The organism is Lapidilactobacillus achengensis, from assembly GCF_003946655.1.
Classification (GTDB): Bacteria; Bacillota; Bacilli; order Lactobacillales; family Lactobacillaceae; genus Lapidilactobacillus; species Lapidilactobacillus achengensis.
Genome location: NZ_RHOV01000001.1, coordinates 220,033 through 237,172, shown reverse-complemented (window position 1 = coordinate 237,172; position 17,140 = coordinate 220,033). Strand labels below are relative to the sequence as shown.

The following is a 17,140-nucleotide window of genomic DNA, read 5'->3' as shown; positions in this document are numbered from 1 at the left end:
AAAAATGGTGCGTTTCCTTGACTTTAAAAGCCGCGGTTGGTATATTTTATAGTGTTGTTAGCACTCATAACAATCAAGTGCTAAAAAAGAGGTGATAACTATGCCGACCAAACGTCAGGCACTGATTTTGGCAGAGATCGTTCGTATTTATAACGAAACAGGACAGCCTGTTGGTTCCAAGACATTGATGGGGCAATTGCCGTTCCACATCAGTTCCGCCACGATTCGTAATGAAATGGCGGCGCTGGAAGATGATGGGTTGATCATGAAAAATCACACATCATCGGGACGGATCCCATCAACGGCTGGTTATCGTTATTATCTCGATCATTTGCTGCAACCGACCGCGGTATCTCCGCAGGTTTTTGATAAAATCGCGGCGAACTTTGACCACGATTATCATGAAATCGATGAGATCGTCAAGCAATCCGCGACGATTTTGTCAAATTTAACCAATTACACCACGATTTCGCTGGGACCGGAAAGCGCCAATGTGACGTTGACTGGGTTTCGGGTGATTCCGTTGGGTAATGATCAGATCATTGCCATTTTGGCGACCAGCGCTGGTACGGTGGAAAGTCGCGTTTATCGTTTGCTGCATTTGATCAGCTCCGACGATTTGGAGAAGGCCGTCCGGATCATTAATGATCAATTGGTCGGCTTGCCTCTGGCTGTCGTGAAACAAAAACTCGCCAGTGAAATTCCCCAATTGTTGACGAAATATTTGCATTCTTCAACTGGTTTTATCGATTTGTTTGGTGATGTGTTGAAGCGGGCGGCGTCCCAGCATTTCTATGTGGGTGGTCGTTCCAATCTTCTCAGTTTCGCCCAACCGACCGATCTAGATCAACTGAAGAGTGTGTATCAACTGCTTGACAAAGAATCGATCCTACCATCATTATTGGACCTGGATCAGGTGGCGGCGTCGAAGAAACCACAAGATCCGCAACAAGTGTTAGGTCCGATCTCAGTCCGCTTAGGCGACGAATTCAATAATTCGCTGCTCAGTGACTATGGTTTGATCACGGCCAAGTATCATGTGGGTCAGCACGGGGATGGCGTGATCGCGATTCTCGGGCCCACCAGCATGCCCTATTCGCAACTGATTGGGTTGTTACAACTTTTCAGCGATGAATTGGTTAAGAAGCTAGTTGAGTATTACGGCTATTTTCACGATGATAGCTAGTTTAAATCAAGGGAGTGACGGCTTTGTCCGCTAAGACAAACAAACAACCTGAGCAGCCAGTTGAATTTCCATCTGAAAAAGACGCGAAATTCGCAGAACAGGCCCAACAGGCTAAACAGAGTAAGAAAGCTGCCAAAAAGGCTAAGCACGAAGAGTCCGTTAAGCAAGTGATCGAGGATCTGAATGATGAGGATCTGAAAGAGGTCATCGGAACGGATCCAGCCGCGTTGGAACAGAAAATCGCGGAACTGACGGCGAAGAATGAAGAATTACAAGATCAATGGCTGCGCTCGCAAGCTGAGATCCAAAACATGCACGCGCGTCACGAGAAAGAACGGGAAACGCAAGCGAAATACGCGGCCCAAAAGTTAGGCACGGCGATTTTGCCAGTGGTCGATAACTTGGAACGGGCATTGGCTGTTGCAGTGGAAGGCGAATCAGCGCAGCAACTGCACAAGGGTGTCGCAATGGTGTTGGATCATTTGCAGGCCGCTTTGCAGGATAGCGCGATCACCGCGGTTGGTCAGGTCGGCGAACCATTTGATCCTCATTATCATCAGGCCGTGCAAACGGCGCCAGCCGACGCTGAACATCCGGTGGATACGATTTACCAGGTCCTGCAAAAGGGCTATTGCCTGAAAGATCGCACGATCCGGCCAGCGATGGTCATCGTGGCGAAATAGCCGCGTTGAGCGAACTTGTTTCATCAAAGTCAAATTAATTTTTAAATAATAAGTGAGGTAATTCAATATGGCAAAAGTTATTGGGATCGACTTAGGGACAACCAACTCTGCAGTTGCAGTCCTTGAAGGCGGCAAACCAAAAATCATTACAAACCCAGAAGGCAATCGGACCACACCTTCTGTCGTGGCTTTTAAAGACGGTGAGATCCAAGTTGGTGAAGTTGCCAAGCGGCAAGCAATCACTAACCCAGATACGATTTCTTCGATCAAACGTCATATGGGCGAGGCTGGCTACAAAGTCTCAGCCAATGGCAAGGAATACACACCACAAGAAATTTCCGCGATGATCTTGCAGTACATCAAGAAATTCTCTGAGGACTATCTTGGCGAAACCGTGACAGACGCGGTCATTACTGTGCCTGCTTACTTCAACGACAGCCAACGTCAGGCCACTAAAGACGCTGGTAAGATCGCCGGTTTGAATGTGCAACGGATCATCAACGAACCAACGGCCAGCGCTTTGGCTTATGGCCTTGATAAAGGCGACGCTGACGAGAAAGTTTTAGTTTACGACCTTGGTGGTGGGACTTTCGACGTTTCCATCTTGGAATTAGGCGATGGCGTTTTCCAAGTGCTGTCCACGAACGGTGACACTCGTTTGGGTGGCGATGACTTTGATAACAAGATCATCGACTGGCTGGTCGCGCAATTCAAGCAAGCTAATGGCATCGACTTGTCCCAAGACAAGATGGCGATGCAACGCTTGAAGGACGCGGCTGAAAAGGCTAAGAAGGACTTGTCTGGCGTTAGCCAAACATCGATCAGCTTGCCATTTATTTCCGCCGGCGCTAATGGACCTTTGCACTTGGAAGAAACTTTGACCCGAGCACAATTCGACCAATTGACTGCCGATTTAGTTGAAAAAACCCGGATCCCAGTTGAAAATGCCATGCGTGATGCTGGCTTAAGCAATGCGGATATTGACAAAGTTATTTTAAATGGTGGCTCAACGCGGATCCCAGCTGTTCAAGACGCAGTCAAGAGCTGGACGGGCAAGGAACCAGACCATTCGATCAACCCTGACGAAGCCGTTGCAATTGGCGCGGCGATCCAAGGTGGCGTGATCGCTGGTGATGTTAAGGACGTTGTCTTGCTTGACGTAACGCCATTGTCATTAGGAATCGAAACCATGGGTGGTGTCTTCACCAAGTTGATCGATCGGAACACGACGATCCCAACTTCTAAGTCACAAACCTTCTCAACGGCTGCGGATAATCAACCTGCTGTTGATATCCACGTGCTCCAAGGCGAACGGCCAATGGCGGCTGACGACAAGACTTTAGGTCGTTTCCAATTGACTGATATTCCAGCTGCGCCTCGGGGCGTCCCACAAATCCAAGTGACTTTTGATATCGACCGGAATGGTATCGTTAACGTTTCCGCGAAGGATATGGGCACTGGCAAGGAACAAAAGATCACCATCAAGAGTTCATCAGGCTTGTCCGACGAAGAAATCGAACGGATGAAGAAAGAAGCCGACGAGAACGCTGAAGAAGATAAGAAGCGTAAGGAAGAAGTCGACTTGAAAAACGACGTTGACCAATTACTCTTCCAAACTGAAAAGACTTTAGGCGAACTCAAAGGCAAGGTTTCTGACGAAGAAATCAAGAAAGCTGAAGACGCTCGTGACGCTTTGAAGAAGGCGCAAGAAGCCAATGACACTGAAGAGATGAAGACCAAGCGTGACGAATTAAGCAAGGTCGTTCAAGACTTAACGGTCAAACTTTACCAACAAGCTCAAGAAGCGCAGCAAGCCCAAGGCGACGCTGCCAAGGGTGACGAAGGTAAAGGCTATGACGATCAAGGCAAGGGCGACGACAACGGCACGGTTGACGGTGACTTTGAAGAAGTCGATAAAGACAAGAAATAAGCAACCAGCGCAACCAACAGCGTAATAAGTAAAAAGTGGCAAAGAGCACCAGTCTGTTTGTCACCAAGGGAGATTGGGTCGTTGATCCAATCTCTTTTTGATGGCAGGCGGTGTTGGTGGCAAAATCAGTGTCTCGATTCTGCCAATGAAGTGGGAAGTGGCGGATCAACGCAAGAAGCAATTGCCAGGCACGGTCTGATCACCTCAAGCCGCTTGTCGCGCTCTCTTGTTTATGCTACAATTTTTGATGTGTATTAATTCGACGAATGGTCGATAAGGAGGAAAACAATGGCAGACGATCAGGACTTTTATGATGTTCTTGGTTTGCAGAAAGACGCATCCGACGCAGATATCAAAAAAGCTTATCGACAATTATCCAAAAAATATCATCCCGATATCAACAAGGCTCCAGATGCCGAAGCGAAATTTAAAAAAATCAATGAAGCTTACGAAACTCTTTCAGATCCCCAACAACGCGCGACTTATGACCAATATGGCAAGGCCGGCATGGATGGGGCTTTTCAGGGCGGCGGTAATCCCTTCGGTGGCGGTGGCTATGGCCAAGCCGGTGGCGATTTCGGCGGTGGCTTTGGTGATTTCGGTGACATCTTCAGTCAGTTCTTTGGCGGTGGCGGCAGTCGCGCGAATAGCGCCACCGCTCCGCGCCAAGGCGCCGATCTACAATATCGGATGGATCTGAAATTTGAAGAAGCGATTTTTGGCAAGGAAACGGATATCAGTTATAATCGCGAAGCCAATTGCCATACCTGTAACGGGAGTGGCGCGAAGCCTGGTACCCAGCCGATCACTTGTCCCAAGTGTCATGGCACTGGTTTTATGGAAGTTGAGCAACAATCACCGCTGGGTCGTATTCGGACGCGGGTCAACTGTGATCGTTGCGGCGGCAAAGGCAAGATCGTTGAGAACCCTTGCCCAACTTGTCACGGTACCGGCAAAGAGAAACAAAGTCATCAGGTCAAAGTCACGATTCCCGCGGGAATCGAGGACGGCCAACAAATGCGCTTGGAAGGTCAAGGTGAGGCTGGCGAAAACGGCGGCCCTTATGGCGATCTTTACATTGTCTTCCGCGTGGCGCCAAGTGATAAATTTGAACGTGACGGCGCGGAAATCTTCGTGACGATCCCGATCAGTTTCCCCCAGGCGGCTTTAGGCGATGAACTCGAAGTGGATACGGTTCACGGACCAGTCAAACTGAAGGTGCCAGCGGGAACACAATCAGGCACGAAATTCCGGCTGAAAGGCAAGGGTGCCCCTCGTTTGCACAGCAAGACCAACGGCGATGAAACCGTCACCGTTAACGTGGTGACCCCGAAACGCTTGAATGACAAGCAAAAGAACGCGTTGAAAGATTTTGTGATTGCCAGTGGCGACAAGATCGATCCGCAAAAAGGTGATTTTTTCAGCCGCTTTAAAGAGAAGTTTCAATAACATTAGGTGCGGCTAGCGTTGGCTCAATCGGCTAACCATCATTGAATGAAGCAAGCTGTCTCAATCAAGTGACACCAGCTTCTTTGAAAAATAGGTAGGAGGCGGCTGTTGGTAATGGCAGTGGATTATCATCTCGCGTTTGGTGTTTATGGCATCATTGGCGATCAAACTTCGCTGGTCGTGATCAAGAAAAATGGGGGACCTTACATCAATCGGTTTGATCTCCCCGGTGGTAGCCTGGAAAATGGCGAGTCATTGGACCACGCGATTCTCCGCGAGATTACCGAAGAAACAGCGCTCCAGCCATTGCGTCTGACCCAACTGGGCGTGACTTCCTTCAAATATCCTTGGGACTATCAAGATTTCCATTGGAATCAGCACATTTGCGTTTTTTATCGGATCAATGAAGTGACCGGTCAAGTCGCGGCAAAGGTAGATCAGTTTATCGGACAGGATTCATTGGGAGCCGTTCGGGTCAACTTGGCCGATTTGAACTTGGCGAATGCGTCACCATTGGTTTTAAAAGCCAAGGACTATTTACAAAATGGCCAAAAGTTTACGCCAGCCGATACTAGCTATGCTACTTGGCAAGTTCTCAGCCAGCCAGTATTCTAGCGCGAAGGCCAAGGGCTAATACCAATTATAAAATCAAAAACAAGTGGGTCGCAATGGCGTCCAGAGGCAACTTGTCCATTAACAAGCTGATCCTTTGAGGCCAGCGTCCCACTTTTTTTGCTTGGAGTTTAGTTGGTGACGTTTGCCGTGGCCGGATGCACAGCTCTTTTGCAGGTGTGCTGGGTGTTGCGCGTGAGCGCAACCGGCTGGGACTGCTGTTGCGGACTGGAACGTGGTGGGCGCTGTTTTGAGCCAATCCGCAAAAAGCGCGGCTTGTCTCAAAATCAGGCCTTGTCCTAAGCGGCAAAGCCGCCAAGGACAATTTCACCACTGAGCCGCGCAGTCCCAGCCGGTTGCTAGGCAGAATTGAGCCTATCTGCAACCGAAGTTGTGTATCTAACGAAGTGCTTTTGCAAGGTAGCGGTCAAACAATTGCCCTTTTTTTGGGTGGTACAGCAATCCCAACTGATTCATCAAGAGCTTGCTTTAGTTCATCAGTCAGACTGTGCTGGTGTCACCAATTTAAAGCCGGTGACCACTAACCACGGTCTTTAATGGCGTGGCTCTCATCAATTGACCATAGCTTGCCAGCTGGCGTGAGTGCTCAAACGGCTGTTATAACGTTTAGCGGCTGGAGCGGAGAAATTCGGGGTGAGATCGCCGTGAAATTGTCCTTGGCGGCTCTGCCGCTTAGGACAAGGCTCAGCTTTGAGATTTTCGGCGCCCTTCCGAAAAGCTCAAAGTGACGCCCACAGCGAGCTCACCCCGAATTTCGCAGCGCAAGCCGCGGGCATAATACTTTACATGACCAAACAAGCTTCAAACAGCAAGCAAGTGAGTGACGACTAGTCGCACTTGCAGGCAATTTTTGTTATAATTTACTGAGAAGAAACGAGTTAGGTGCGAAGAAAATGACACGAGAAGAAATGTTAGAACGACAAAAGCATATCCGCAATTTTTCGATTGTGGCCCATATCGATCATGGTAAATCAACGATCGCGGATCGGATCCTTGAGCTGACTGATACGGTAGCGCCGCGGGAAATGCAGGCGCAGCTACTAGATAATATGGACCTAGAACGGGAGCGGGGCATTACCATCAAGCTCAACGCCGTGGAACTCCATTATCAGGCGAAGGATGGTCAAACGTATATTTTCCATTTGATCGATACGCCGGGACACGTGGATTTCTCCTATGAGGTTTCGCGGTCGTTGGCGGCCTGTGAAGGGGCGGTCCTGGTGGTTGACGCGGCGCAAGGTGTGGAAGCCCAAACCTTGGCCAACGTTTATTTGGCGCTGGATAACGATTTGGAGATCTTGCCGGTCATCAATAAGATCGATTTGCCTTCTGCTGATCCTGATCGGGTCAAGGAAGAAATCGAGGACATGATCGGCATTGATGCCAGCGAGGCGGTTTTGACCAGCGCGAAGGTTGGCACCGGGATCCCGGAATTGTTGGAGCGGATCGTGACCGATATTCCCGCGCCAACTGGTGATCCGGAGGCGCCACTGAAGGCCCTGATCTTCGATTCTGTCTATGACAGTTATCGGGGCGTGGTGTTGAGCGTGCGGGTGGTTGATGGCACCGTCAAGCCTGGTGACAAAATCAAGCTGATGAGCCACGGGCACGAGTATGAGGTGACCGAAGTTGGCGTGATGTCGCCGAAAGCGGTCCAACGAGACGTGCTGTTGGCGGGGGATGTGGGTTATTTGACCGCCGCGATCAAATCTGTTCAAGAGACTGATGTGGGTGATACGATCACTGCGGCGGCGCGACCGGCGGCCAAGGCCTTGCCGGGCTACCGCAAGATCCAGCCGATGGTGTATTCGGGGATGTACCCAGTGGATAACGCCAAATACAACGATCTCCGGGAAGCATTGGAAAAATTGCGCTTGAATGATGCCGCCTTGGATTTCGAACCAGAAACGTCGCAAGCGTTGGGTTTCGGGTTCCGTTGTGGCTTCTTAGGTTTGCTCCACATGGATGTGGTCCAGGAACGGCTGGAACGTGAATTCAATTTGGATTTGATCATGACCGCGCCTTCTGTGGATTATCACGTGGTGTTGACGGATGGGACCGAGCAGGTGATCGACAACCCGGCAGCGTTGCCAGAAGTTTCTGAAATCAAGGAAGTGCGCGAACCTTATGTTAAGGCGGAAATCATGGTGCCCAATGAGTATGTTGGCGCGGTGATGGAACTCTGTCAGCGTAAGCGTGGCGAATTTGTCACGATGGACTACTTGGACACATACCGGGTCAATGTGATCTATCAGATGCCGCTTTCCGAAATCATTTACGATTTCTTTGATGACCTGAAGTCCAATACCAAGGGTTACGCATCGCTGGATTATGAAATCAGTGGCTATCGCGCCAGTGATCTGGTCAAAATGGACATCCTCTTGAATGGCGAAGGCGTTGACGCGTTAAGCTTCATTGTTCACCGCGATTTTGCTTTCGAACGGGGACGCTTGATCGTCACCCGGCTCAAAGAGGTGATTCCGCGGCAACAATTCGAGGTACCGATCCAAGCGGCCATTGGCAATAAGATCATTGCCCGCGCGACGATCAAGGCCTATCGGAAGAACGTTTTGGCGAAATGTTACGGTGGTGACATCACGCGGAAACGGAAATTGTTAGAGAAGCAAAAAGCCGGTAAGAAACGGATGAAGGCGATCGGGAATGTTGAAGTGCCGCAGGAAGCCTTTATGACGATCTTGCAGCTCAATGATGACGATATCAAAGGTAAGTAAGGTCCAAGCTTTTTGACAGATGGGGGGTCCGACCATTGAAAAAGAAATTGAAGATCGTTGGTCTGATTTTATTGTTGCTGGTGTCCTTGACGCTGATCTTTAACCAACAGATCAAGGATCAGGCCATCAAATGGATGTCCAATAATCGCACGGAACAAGTGACTAAGAAGTCGATCAAGCAAGCCAAGAATGTTAAGGGTGAGTTCGATTTCTCCAAGGTGAAAAGCATTGATACGACCCAAGTGGCCAAAGCGGCAATCGATCCTGATCCCGTGGGCGCCTTGGGGAAAATCGCCATTCCCAGCGTTAATTTGTATTTGCCGATTTTCAAGGGTCTCAGCGACACGGCGCTATCTTCTGGCGCGGGGACGATGAAGGCGGATCAGGAGATGGGTCAAGGTAATTACGCTTTGGCTGGTCATTACATGACGAACAAAGGCATCCTCTTCTCGCCGATCGCCCAAACGCAAGTGGGTCAGTTGATTTATTTGACCGATCTGGAGAAGGTCTACACTTATCAGATCACCAGTAAAGCAGTGATCAAGCCTGAAGCGGTCACGGTCATTGATGATCGCGCTGGGGAGAAGATCGTCACCTTGATTACCTGCGCGGATGGCGGCGCCAATCGTTGGGCCGTTCAAGGCGCGTTGCAGAGTGTTAAGGCCGCGACTAAAACAGCCATGCAAGTCTTCGCCCACTAGGCTGGCGTTAGGGTGAGCGAACTGGATGTTCTAGCTGGTTCTTCTGAAGAATAGCGCGAAGGATGACCGTTAAGTTTGTGCGCGGAGACTTTGACTGGCTGGCTTTCTAGCCAAAGGACCAGCGGCTGGTCAGTAGGAATGTGTCCCAGGGAAGCCGCGGGAACGGTGCACTGGAAAAATGTCGAAAGTGATGGGGTTTGATTTTTTGCAAGATAAGTGGACAGCACCAAAAAAACTAGATCAAGCTGAGGTAGCCAATTTAGCAGCAGCCTTAAACTTGCCGCCTTTGATCGTGGCGATCTTAATGAATCGGGGTCTAACTGATGCGGCTGGGATTCGGGCGTTCTTGAACGTGGATCTGAGTCAATTGACCACGCCAGATCATTTTCATGATTTGGACCGGGCGGTGGCGCGGATCGAGCAGGCACTGGATGATAACGAGAAAATTACGGTCTACGGTGATTACGACGCGGATGGGGTCACCAGTGTGGCGATCCTTGTCGACACTTTTAGCGCGTTGGGCGTGGATGTGGACTATTATGTGCCCAGTCGCTTCAGCGATGGCTATGGCCCTAATCTGGCGCGCTATCAGGAGCTAGTTGCTCAAGGGACCAAGTTATTGATTACCGTGGACAATGGCATTACCGGTGTTGATGAAGTGGCTTATGCGCAGGCTCATGGCATGGATGTGATCATTACGGATCACCATGATTTGCCGGCGCAGCTGCCAGAGGCCTATGCGATTGTGCATCCACGGCATCCGCAGTCAACCTGTGACTTTGGTTATTTTGCTGGTGCTGGGGTCGCTTTTTATTTGGCTTGGGGTCTATTAGGGGATATGCCCGTAGAGTTGCTGGATCTGGCCACGATCGGCACCATTGGTGATGTGATGCCGTTGGTCGCGGATAATCGTCTGTTGGTGGCCGCAGGGATCAAGCAGATCCAAGCGGATCCACGATTAGGACTGACCGCTTTGGCGGAACTGGCCAAGATCGATCTGACGCAGATCGACGCCCGCCAGATTGCCTTCGGAATCGTTCCGCGGCTGAATTCACTAGGCCGCGTGGGTAGCGCGCGACCAGCCGTCGCCTTATTAACAACGTTCGATGATCAAGCAGCCGCTAAAATCGCCCAAGATGTTGAACAAACTAATCGGCAACGCCAAGACCTTGTGACGGAGGTCCTGGCTCAGGCCCAGACACAATTGGCCAATGAGCCAACACCTAAGGCAATCGTTGTCGCCGGTTCAGATTGGGCCGAGGGGGTCTTGGGAATCGTCGCCAGTCGGTTGGTCGATCAGTACCAGTGTCCCACTCTGGTTTTAAGCATCGCCGGAGAAACCGGCGTGGCCAAGGGTTCAGGTCGATCAGTGGGTGAGTTCGACCTGTTTCAGGCATTGGCTGACTACCAAACCCATTTTCAGAAGTTCGGGGGACATGCCGGCGCGGTGGGCTTATCGCTAGATGCGACCGAAATCGCTGGGTTACGGGAGCATTTGCAAAACGCCGCCCAGTCGCAATCAACGGCCATTACAGCCACGAGCGGCTTGTCAGCTGATTATGCCTTGAGCCCGACCGAGGTGGCAAGCTTAACACCAGAACTGATTGGCCAGCTGGCAACCATCCTTGGCCCCTTTGGTGAGAAAAACCCAGAACCAAATTTCATGTTTGATCAATTACCCTGGCAACAATGGCAGGCGATCGGCAAGGATCAACAGACCTTGAAAGGTGTCTTGACGCCGCAGATTGAGGCATTGGCTTTTCGCGCAGGCAACTTAGCGCCCCGTCTACGCCAGGCAGGCAGTCAGGTCGCGCTGCTAGGATCACTGGGCACCAATACTTGGCAAAGTCAAACCAAAGTTCAAATCATGATCAACGGGGTTCAGTTCCTGACCCCGGCGGCCACGCCAAAATCAGCGTCAGTTCAGCCTCAAGAATCACCTCAACCGGCGAATCCAACGCCAACAACGACCAGATCGACAGCGCCTTCAGCCCCGTCAAATCGCGCCAGTGAGTCCCCAGCATCTACTAGTACTAGCGAAAAAACGCCTGGTCAGGCCAGCGCTTTGGCCAAGTATAATACGGACCACTGGCAATGGCCGCAGCAACAGTTTGAAGTTGTCGATTGTCGCCGCTTACATCTCGGGGCACAAATGCTTCAGCACCCTTGGACCTATATTTGCTTCGACAGTCGGCTTAGTCAACGGCTTGGCCAACGCTATCAGCAGGTCAATTTCATTTCTCATCCCGACCAACTGACCACGCCTACCGCGGCGACGGTTTTCATCGATTTGCCCCGGCAAGTCAGCCAGCTACAAGCCTATTTGCAGATCTTGCAAACGCCGCGGCTATATCTGCTGTTCTACACGGCGCCCAAACGCCGCGAACAGTTGAAATTACAGATTCCCCAACTGCGCGCCTTATTAAAGGAAATCTATCAACAGCCCGCGATCGAGCAGCAACAGCTAACCCAATTCGCCGAGCACTGCCGCTTAACGCCGGCGCAACTAGATTTTGGAATTAGGGTGTTTTCTGAGCTGAATTTTGTTAAAATGGATAAGGATCGCTTGGTGGCCAACCGACAAGCGGTCAAACAACCGTTGACCGCTTCGGCGACCTTCAGGCAACAACAAGCAATGCAACAGGCTTATCAGCAATTGGCGTTAGGCAGTTTACAACAAGTAGCCCGATTTCTGAAACAAGCCTGACCTGTTGAACACGTTTTAAAAAAAGAGTGCGAACCGACCTGGTCAGCTTCAGAGCATTAGCCTATCCACTAGTTTGGCGGCGGGTTCAAGCCCGCGAACTAGCGGCGTAGCTAAGCGGAAGAAGCTAGGTCGGTGAACACATTTCCAAAAAGTACAGATAGATAAGGATGTAGAACATGACAGAGAAAGAAATTGATTTTCACGATTATATTGCCTCAGTTCCAGACTTTCCGGAGCCAGGGATCATCTTTCGCGATATTTCACCACTGATGGAAAACGGCCCTGCTTATGCGGCTGCCACAGCTAAAATTACCGCTTTTGCGAAAGAACACGGTGCAGAAATGATTTGTGGTCCTGAAGCACGGGGCTTTATCGTGGGGTGTCCAGTTGCGGATCGCTTGGGGATCGGCTTTGCACCAGCTCGGAAGAAGGGTAAATTGCCGCGGGAAACTATTTCGGTGACCTATGATTTGGAATACGGGCAAGCCGAGTTGTTCATGCACAAAGACGCCGTGAAACCAGGCCAAAAAGTGCTGGTCGTCGACGACTTACTGGCGACCGGTGGGACCATCAAGGCGACCATCGATTTGGTTGAACGTTTAGGTGGGATCGTTGTCGGAACAGCTTTCCTGATCGAACTGGTTGACTTAAAAGGCCGTGAGAAGATCAAAGATTACGATTTATTCACATTGTTGCAATACGAGGGTAGCTAGACCGAATCAAGCTGGTCAAGTTGCCATCGCTTTAACGTTAGATCGTTCTGATCAACGCCAAAAATAGACGTGAATCTGATTAAAATCAGACGCACGTCTATTTATTTTCAGAAAAATGTCTAAAATCGGCTAAAGAGTGGCAACTTCTTGGCCGATGACAACTGGATCATGGACCTAGTCTTTTAAGACCAAGGCTTAAAGCTACGGTCGGTATCACGATCCAGAGCGTAAGGCTGGCGTTGTAAGCGGGCCTGGCGAATCTTCACCAGACTCGGTGCCGGTTTGTGCCGATAGAGTAGCCAAACTAGCAAGGGTTCCAACAATAGAATGGCCAAACTAAGACCGACGACCCAATGGGCAGCATCGCGCATTTGCTTGACTGTAAAATGAAGTGATAGTTGTTTTTCCAGGAATCGTTCAAAGCTTGTTAACTTGTTTTCATTTTTTTCATGGCGCACGAGTTGGTGCTGGTGGCTGGAAACAGTGACTAATGGCGCCTCACCGGCCTGATGATTGACAAAGTAGCCACCGACCAGGCAAAGTAGGATTGTTAGTACGAAAATGAGATAACTATTTTTCTTAAAGAAGGCTGACATTTGATTTGCACTCACTTACACAAAAAGTAATTTTCATTCTAGTATAACACTTATCTCACTAAAATGTATGCGCTTTTAGAAAAAGATGAACAAATTTGAAAGGGCGATGCTTTTTGGTGAAAAGATTTTTCCTAGTGTTCACGACAGTCGGTTGTCACCATGCGATTGGCAAGTTATAATAAGTGTCATAACATTCTGGACATGAATTGTCGCAAGTGGAGGCGAAGAGCAGTGCATTCAAGGTATCGACAAAATAAATTGATTGTTTCATTCTGCGCGGTCTTGCTCGGGCTCTTCGTGTTACTGGGAATCGGGCTTTTGTTGCACGATCATCAGCAACATCAAGTTTTCGCATCCTTGGACATTCAGTTTTCGGCGCGCGAGACTGTCCCTTATGGCGCCAAGGTGACCAGTGCCGATTTAATAAACAAGATGACACCAGGGGCTCATTTGAAAAAGGCGTCAAAATTGAATACGAAGCGACCAGGTCGACAAGAATTGACCTTTGTCATCAGTAAAAATGGGGTCGACAAGCAGGTCGCCCATCGCGTTGAAGTTCAAGCACCTGAGAAGCTTCGGCGAGTCAAACCTTATCAATTGCCCAAGTCTGGTTCAGTCAAGGCCAGCTATTATCGTGATATTTTATTGGTCAATAAGACGCATCCAGTGCCGGAAACCTTTGGCGGTCCCAACGCTACCGCGGAGCAGGCCTTGTTGCAGTTGCAAGATGCCGCGCGAAAAGCCGGATATCAAATGCCGCAATTATCTGGGTACCGAAGTTATGCCACACAACAGCAACTCTATCAAGATTATGTTCAGCGTGATGGCGTTGCGGCGGCGGACCGCTATTCGTCGCGACCAGGTTTCTCCGAGCACCAGACTGGCTTGGCTTATGATGTGGGTGTGATTGATGATCAGTATGGTCAGACCCCAGCTGGTCAATGGCTGGCCCAGCATTGTGCGCAATTCGGTTTCATTATTCGTTTTCCCCAAGGTAAGGAAGCGGAAACCGGTTATCAATACGAACCTTGGCACATTCGTTATCTCGGCGTGACGGTTGCGCGGCAGATCATGACCAAGCAGATCACGCTGGAGGCTTACTTGGATCAAGTCGAGCTGCTGACGACGGGATCATGAGGTCGGCGACGGGCCCCTTTGCTGGCGAAACTCAGGGCAATTTGCCGGGTCGTTGGCACTAAAGACTGATTACTTTGACGGTGGCTATGTTATAATGTAAGCAACCGTTTTATTTGAAAATTTTTTATTTAACGTTGGAGGTAATGGTATGCAACAACCTGAAATCGTCAAAGACGATGGTCTGAAACGTTTCTTCAATCAAGTTTATGGCTATATGGCACTTGGCGTCGGCGTGACTGCAGGCGTGGCGTTCGTCTTGAATATGTTCTTTAAAAGCACGGTCATCACTATTTTAAATAATTATAGTTGGCTGATGTGGGTGGTTTTCGCTGGCGAGTTGTTGATGGTGATCTCCTTAAGCCGCGCGGCACTGAAATCAAAGGCGCAGACCATGGCCTATTTCGTTCTTTACTCCGTTTTGCAAGGCCTGACCTTTACGATCATTCCGTGGGTTTATGACCTGGGCGCGATCACGGCGGCTTTCTTGACCGCCTTAGTGGTCTTCGTCACCATGTCACTGTACGGTCGCTTGACCACCAAGCCACTGCACAAAATGGGGCGGATCGCCTTCATGGGTCTGATCGGAGTCTTGGCGGCGACCGTGATCAATATTTTCCTAGGCTCATCACAAATGGAATTTGTCTTGTCTTACGCCACTTTGATTGTTTTTATTATTTTGACGGCTTGGGACAACCAGAAATTAACCTTGATGTATCAGAACGCCACCGAAACGGGCAGCATTCCCGTGGAGAATTTGGCGATTTACGGCGCCTTGGAACTTTATCTGGACTTCATCAACTTGTTCTTGTCGATTTTACGAATCTTTTCACGGAACAATTGATCGGGATGAAAACGTTCCTCAGAAAAAAAGCTGCAGTTGTCACTGCGGCTTTTTTCTTGCGATTTAGTTGAAACAAGCTTGAAAATAATAAGTGCCATGTGAGCGCCTGGCCCATCTGGGTACAGAAAAGGAGGATAAACGAATGAAACTAATGTTGATTGGGTCACCTGGCAGTGGGAAGTCCACCTTGGCGCGCCAAATTCAGCTCGCGACCGGTTGGCCCTTAATGAATCTAGATTACTATTGGCATCAAACGGACTATTCGATGGTTGCGAAGAAACACTTCGATTTTCAGCAAAATGAGTTCATGTTGGCTCATCCTCATCACTGGATCATTGATGGCAATTATGGCGCCACCATGGACACCCGGATGCGCCATGCGGATGCGATCATCTGGTTGCAGGTCCCACGGGCGGTAGCCGTTAAGCGGGTATTAGCGCGTTCCTATCAGACGCGGGTCCATCACCAACAGCGCGCTGATATGGCGCCGGATTTCTCCGAGCACCTGGACCGAGACTATTGGGACTTTGTCAAGTTTGTCTGGAATTTTCCCGAACGCAATCGTCAGGCAATTCCTGAATTGGCCCACCGTTACGCGCCGCAAACGCCGTTACTGCTGGTCGGTCAACGGGATAAGGCGGCGCTGCTGGCCAAGATTCAGGCGGGCACCCTGCTGGATTTCCCTGATCGCATTTAGCGCCGCCGCGGTTTCCGAGGCGCAAATCACCAATAAAAGCTGAGCCAACCCACGACACCTGCCCCAAGGGTTAACCAAATTGGATTGATTTTGTAACGGGCGTTGAGCCACAAGGCGGCCGCCATGATCAATAGATTCAAGGGTTCTATGTGGAATTGGCGCCACTGACTTAGGTCATCGATCCCCATGGTGGTGCTGAGTAATAGCGAGAAGGCCACCGCGAAAATCAAACCGACGGAAACTTTTTTGACCGCCGTCAGCATTTGCGCCAAATAAGGGTTGCGGCGGATCAGCGCTTCGCGGCGCATGAAGAGTGGCACCAGCACCATTGAGGGGACACAAACCGCTAAAGTAGCGACTAAGGCCCCAGGAAAGCCGGCGGTGATCTGCCCCAAATAAGTGGCCGAATTAATGGCAATCGGGCCGGGGATCAGTAGATCCAGCGCGTTCAAATCGGCGTATTGCGCCATACTGAGCCCTAACTGGCGCATCTCGTTGAGCAGTAGGGATAACATGGCATAACCGCCGCCGAAGCCGAGCCAGCCGATTTTCAGAAAAGTCCACCACAACCGTGTCAGCATTTACTTGGCCTCCTGTTGTTGCCGTCCGGCTTGGAGAAGCCCGCAAGCTAGCGCGCCTAGAATCAAAAGCGGGGCGCCCACCAGGTTGGTGATCGTCAGGGAAAATGCCGCAATGGCCAGCAACCAAGAGTACCGGTCGGTCAAATTATGCCGGGCCAGATCAAAGGCGGCCACGAAGAGAAACGAGGCGGAGGTGGCTCGGATGCCGGCCAAGGCGGTCATGACCGGTCCGGAGTTAGGCAAGACTTGATAAAGGATGGTTGCCGCTGACATCAGCACATAAGCGGGTAGAACCGCGCCCAGACCCGCTGCTAGCATGCCGCGGCGGCCATTGATCTTGCGGCCGACGAAACAGGCGTTGGTCAGCGCGATCACGCCGGGAAAGGTTTGGGCCAGGGTGCTGTATTCTAGCAAGGTCGCGCGACTGATGACCGCATGTTTCATGCATAATTCTCGTTCGACCAAGGGCAGCATCGCCATCCCACCTGAAAAAGTCAGGCTCCCCGCCAGTAAATAAGTTTTGAATAAAAGCCAATTTTTTGACATCTGATCAC

General features: G+C 50.3%; 17 protein-coding genes. 13 read left to right on the top strand and 4 right to left on the bottom strand.

Annotated features, from left to right (window positions below):
• Nucleotides 1-100: 100 nt before the first annotated feature.
• The 5 genes from hrcA to EKM94_RS01045 all read left to right on the top strand — a co-directional run bounded on the left by hrcA (nucleotide 101) and on the right by EKM94_RS01045 (nucleotide 5,863).
• Nucleotides 101-1,186 carry a heat-inducible transcriptional repressor HrcA gene (hrcA, locus tag EKM94_RS01065; protein ID WP_125596177.1) on the top strand — a complete coding sequence of 362 codons (1,086 nt, stop codon included), beginning with the start codon at nucleotides 101-103 and terminating at the stop codon, nucleotides 1,184-1,186.
• A 23-nt stretch (nucleotides 1,187-1,209) separates the two neighbouring features.
• Nucleotides 1,210-1,869 carry a nucleotide exchange factor GrpE gene (gene grpE / locus EKM94_RS01060; RefSeq protein ID WP_125596174.1) on the top strand — a complete coding sequence of 220 codons (660 nt, stop codon included), beginning with the start codon at nucleotides 1,210-1,212 and terminating at the stop codon, nucleotides 1,867-1,869.
• Nucleotides 1,870-1,936: 67 nt separating this feature from the next.
• Complete coding sequence (gene dnaK / locus EKM94_RS01055) at nucleotides 1,937-3,799, top strand: molecular chaperone DnaK (protein WP_125596171.1); 1,863 nt, start codon at nucleotides 1,937-1,939, stop codon at nucleotides 3,797-3,799.
• 288 nt (nucleotides 3,800-4,087) lie between these two features.
• Nucleotides 4,088-5,248 (top strand): molecular chaperone DnaJ, encoded by a 1,161-nt coding sequence (gene dnaJ / locus EKM94_RS01050; RefSeq protein WP_125596168.1) that lies wholly within the window; start codon nucleotides 4,088-4,090, stop codon nucleotides 5,246-5,248.
• Nucleotides 5,249-5,362: 114 nt separating this feature from the next.
• A complete protein-coding gene (locus tag EKM94_RS01045) occupies nucleotides 5,363-5,863 on the top strand; it encodes an NUDIX hydrolase (protein ID WP_125596389.1) in 501 nt (166 codons plus the stop codon).
• Nucleotides 5,864-5,888: 25 nt separating this feature from the next.
• Here EKM94_RS01045 and EKM94_RS01040 read toward each other — a convergent pair whose 3' ends face one another.
• Nucleotides 5,889-6,191: a hypothetical protein gene (locus EKM94_RS01040; RefSeq protein WP_125596165.1), complete on the bottom strand. Its 303-nt coding sequence runs from the start codon at nucleotides 6,189-6,191 to the stop codon at nucleotides 5,889-5,891.
• Nucleotides 6,192-6,417: 226 nt separating this feature from the next.
• On the opposite strand from EKM94_RS01040, the gene EKM94_RS01035 reads away from it, so the two are divergent.
• The 5 genes from EKM94_RS01035 (at nucleotide 6,418) to EKM94_RS01015 (ending at nucleotide 12,734) form a co-directional block, all read left to right on the top strand.
• Nucleotides 6,418-6,609 carry a hypothetical protein gene (locus EKM94_RS01035; protein WP_125596162.1) on the top strand — a complete coding sequence of 64 codons (192 nt, stop codon included), beginning with the start codon at nucleotides 6,418-6,420 and terminating at the stop codon, nucleotides 6,607-6,609.
• A gap of 165 nt (nucleotides 6,610-6,774) precedes the next feature.
• Entirely contained in the window at nucleotides 6,775-8,613 is a 1,839-nt protein-coding gene (lepA, locus tag EKM94_RS01030; protein ID WP_125596158.1) for a translation elongation factor 4, read from the top strand.
• Nucleotides 8,614-8,648: 35 nt separating this feature from the next.
• Nucleotides 8,649-9,314, top strand: coding sequence for a class A sortase (locus EKM94_RS01025; protein WP_225422118.1), 666 nt, complete (start codon nucleotides 8,649-8,651; stop codon nucleotides 9,312-9,314).
• Nucleotides 9,315-9,519: 205 nt separating this feature from the next.
• Nucleotides 9,520-12,021 (top strand): single-stranded-DNA-specific exonuclease RecJ, encoded by a 2,502-nt coding sequence (gene recJ, locus EKM94_RS01020; RefSeq protein ID WP_164511043.1) that lies wholly within the window; start codon nucleotides 9,520-9,522, stop codon nucleotides 12,019-12,021.
• 176 nt (nucleotides 12,022-12,197) lie between these two features.
• Nucleotides 12,198-12,734 (top strand): adenine phosphoribosyltransferase, encoded by a 537-nt coding sequence (locus tag EKM94_RS01015; protein WP_125596152.1) that lies wholly within the window; start codon nucleotides 12,198-12,200, stop codon nucleotides 12,732-12,734.
• Nucleotides 12,735-12,916: 182 nt separating this feature from the next.
• Here the strand turns inward: EKM94_RS01015 and EKM94_RS01010 are convergent, their stop codons facing one another.
• Nucleotides 12,917-13,330 carry a hypothetical protein gene (locus tag EKM94_RS01010; protein ID WP_125596149.1) on the bottom strand — a complete coding sequence of 138 codons (414 nt, stop codon included), beginning with the start codon at nucleotides 13,328-13,330 and terminating at the stop codon, nucleotides 12,917-12,919.
• Between the two features lie 231 nt (nucleotides 13,331-13,561).
• Between EKM94_RS01010 and EKM94_RS01005 the strand changes: the two genes are divergently transcribed.
• The 3 genes from EKM94_RS01005 to EKM94_RS00995 all read left to right on the top strand — a co-directional run bounded on the left by EKM94_RS01005 (nucleotide 13,562) and on the right by EKM94_RS00995 (nucleotide 16,005).
• Nucleotides 13,562-14,467 (top strand): M15 family metallopeptidase, encoded by a 906-nt coding sequence (locus tag EKM94_RS01005; RefSeq protein WP_164511042.1) that lies wholly within the window; start codon nucleotides 13,562-13,564, stop codon nucleotides 14,465-14,467.
• 148 nt (nucleotides 14,468-14,615) lie between these two features.
• Nucleotides 14,616-15,308: a Bax inhibitor-1/YccA family protein gene (locus EKM94_RS01000; RefSeq protein WP_125596142.1), complete on the top strand. Its 693-nt coding sequence runs from the start codon at nucleotides 14,616-14,618 to the stop codon at nucleotides 15,306-15,308.
• Nucleotides 15,309-15,450: 142 nt separating this feature from the next.
• The gene (locus EKM94_RS00995; protein WP_125596139.1) at nucleotides 15,451-16,005 is read left to right on the top strand and encodes a P-loop NTPase family protein; all 555 of its coding nucleotides are present in this window, start codon (nucleotides 15,451-15,453) and stop codon (nucleotides 16,003-16,005) included.
• Nucleotides 16,006-16,031: 26 nt separating this feature from the next.
• Here the strand turns inward: EKM94_RS00995 and EKM94_RS00990 are convergent, their stop codons facing one another.
• Together EKM94_RS00990 and EKM94_RS00985 are read right to left on the bottom strand one after the other, a co-directional pair.
• Nucleotides 16,032-16,586, bottom strand: a complete 555-nt coding sequence (locus EKM94_RS00990) for a chromate transporter (protein WP_125596136.1) — start codon at nucleotides 16,584-16,586, stop codon at nucleotides 16,032-16,034.
• Complete coding sequence (locus tag EKM94_RS00985) at nucleotides 16,587-17,132, bottom strand: chromate transporter (RefSeq protein ID WP_164511041.1); 546 nt, start codon at nucleotides 17,130-17,132, stop codon at nucleotides 16,587-16,589.
• Nucleotides 17,133-17,140 lie beyond the last annotated feature (8 nt).

Excerpts from the sequence above, each read along its gene's own strand:
- hrcA (WP_125596177.1), top strand. The coding sequence starts at position 101 with ATGCCGACCAAACGTCAGGCACTGATTTTGGCAGAGATCGTTCGTATT.
- dnaK (WP_125596171.1), top strand. The coding sequence starts at position 1,937 with ATGGCAAAAGTTATTGGGATCGACTTAGGGACAACCAACTCTGCAGTT.
- dnaJ (WP_125596168.1), top strand. The coding sequence starts at position 4,088 with ATGGCAGACGATCAGGACTTTTATGATGTTCTTGGTTTGCAGAAAGAC.
- EKM94_RS01045 (WP_125596389.1), top strand. The coding sequence starts at position 5,363 with ATGGCAGTGGATTATCATCTCGCGTTTGGTGTTTATGGCATCATTGGC.
- EKM94_RS01035 (WP_125596162.1), top strand. The coding sequence starts at position 6,418 with ATGGCGTGGCTCTCATCAATTGACCATAGCTTGCCAGCTGGCGTGAGT.
- lepA (WP_125596158.1), top strand. The coding sequence starts at position 6,775 with ATGACACGAGAAGAAATGTTAGAACGACAAAAGCATATCCGCAATTTT.
- EKM94_RS01015 (WP_125596152.1), top strand. The coding sequence starts at position 12,198 with ATGACAGAGAAAGAAATTGATTTTCACGATTATATTGCCTCAGTTCCA.
- EKM94_RS01010 (WP_125596149.1), bottom strand. The coding sequence starts at position 13,330 with ATGTCAGCCTTCTTTAAGAAAAATAGTTATCTCATTTTCGTACTAACA.
- EKM94_RS01000 (WP_125596142.1), top strand. The coding sequence starts at position 14,616 with ATGCAACAACCTGAAATCGTCAAAGACGATGGTCTGAAACGTTTCTTC.
- EKM94_RS00995 (WP_125596139.1), top strand. The coding sequence starts at position 15,451 with ATGAAACTAATGTTGATTGGGTCACCTGGCAGTGGGAAGTCCACCTTG.
- EKM94_RS00990 (WP_125596136.1), bottom strand. The coding sequence starts at position 16,586 with ATGCTGACACGGTTGTGGTGGACTTTTCTGAAAATCGGCTGGCTCGGC.
- EKM94_RS00985 (WP_164511041.1), bottom strand. The coding sequence starts at position 17,132 with ATGTCAAAAAATTGGCTTTTATTCAAAACTTATTTACTGGCGGGGAGC.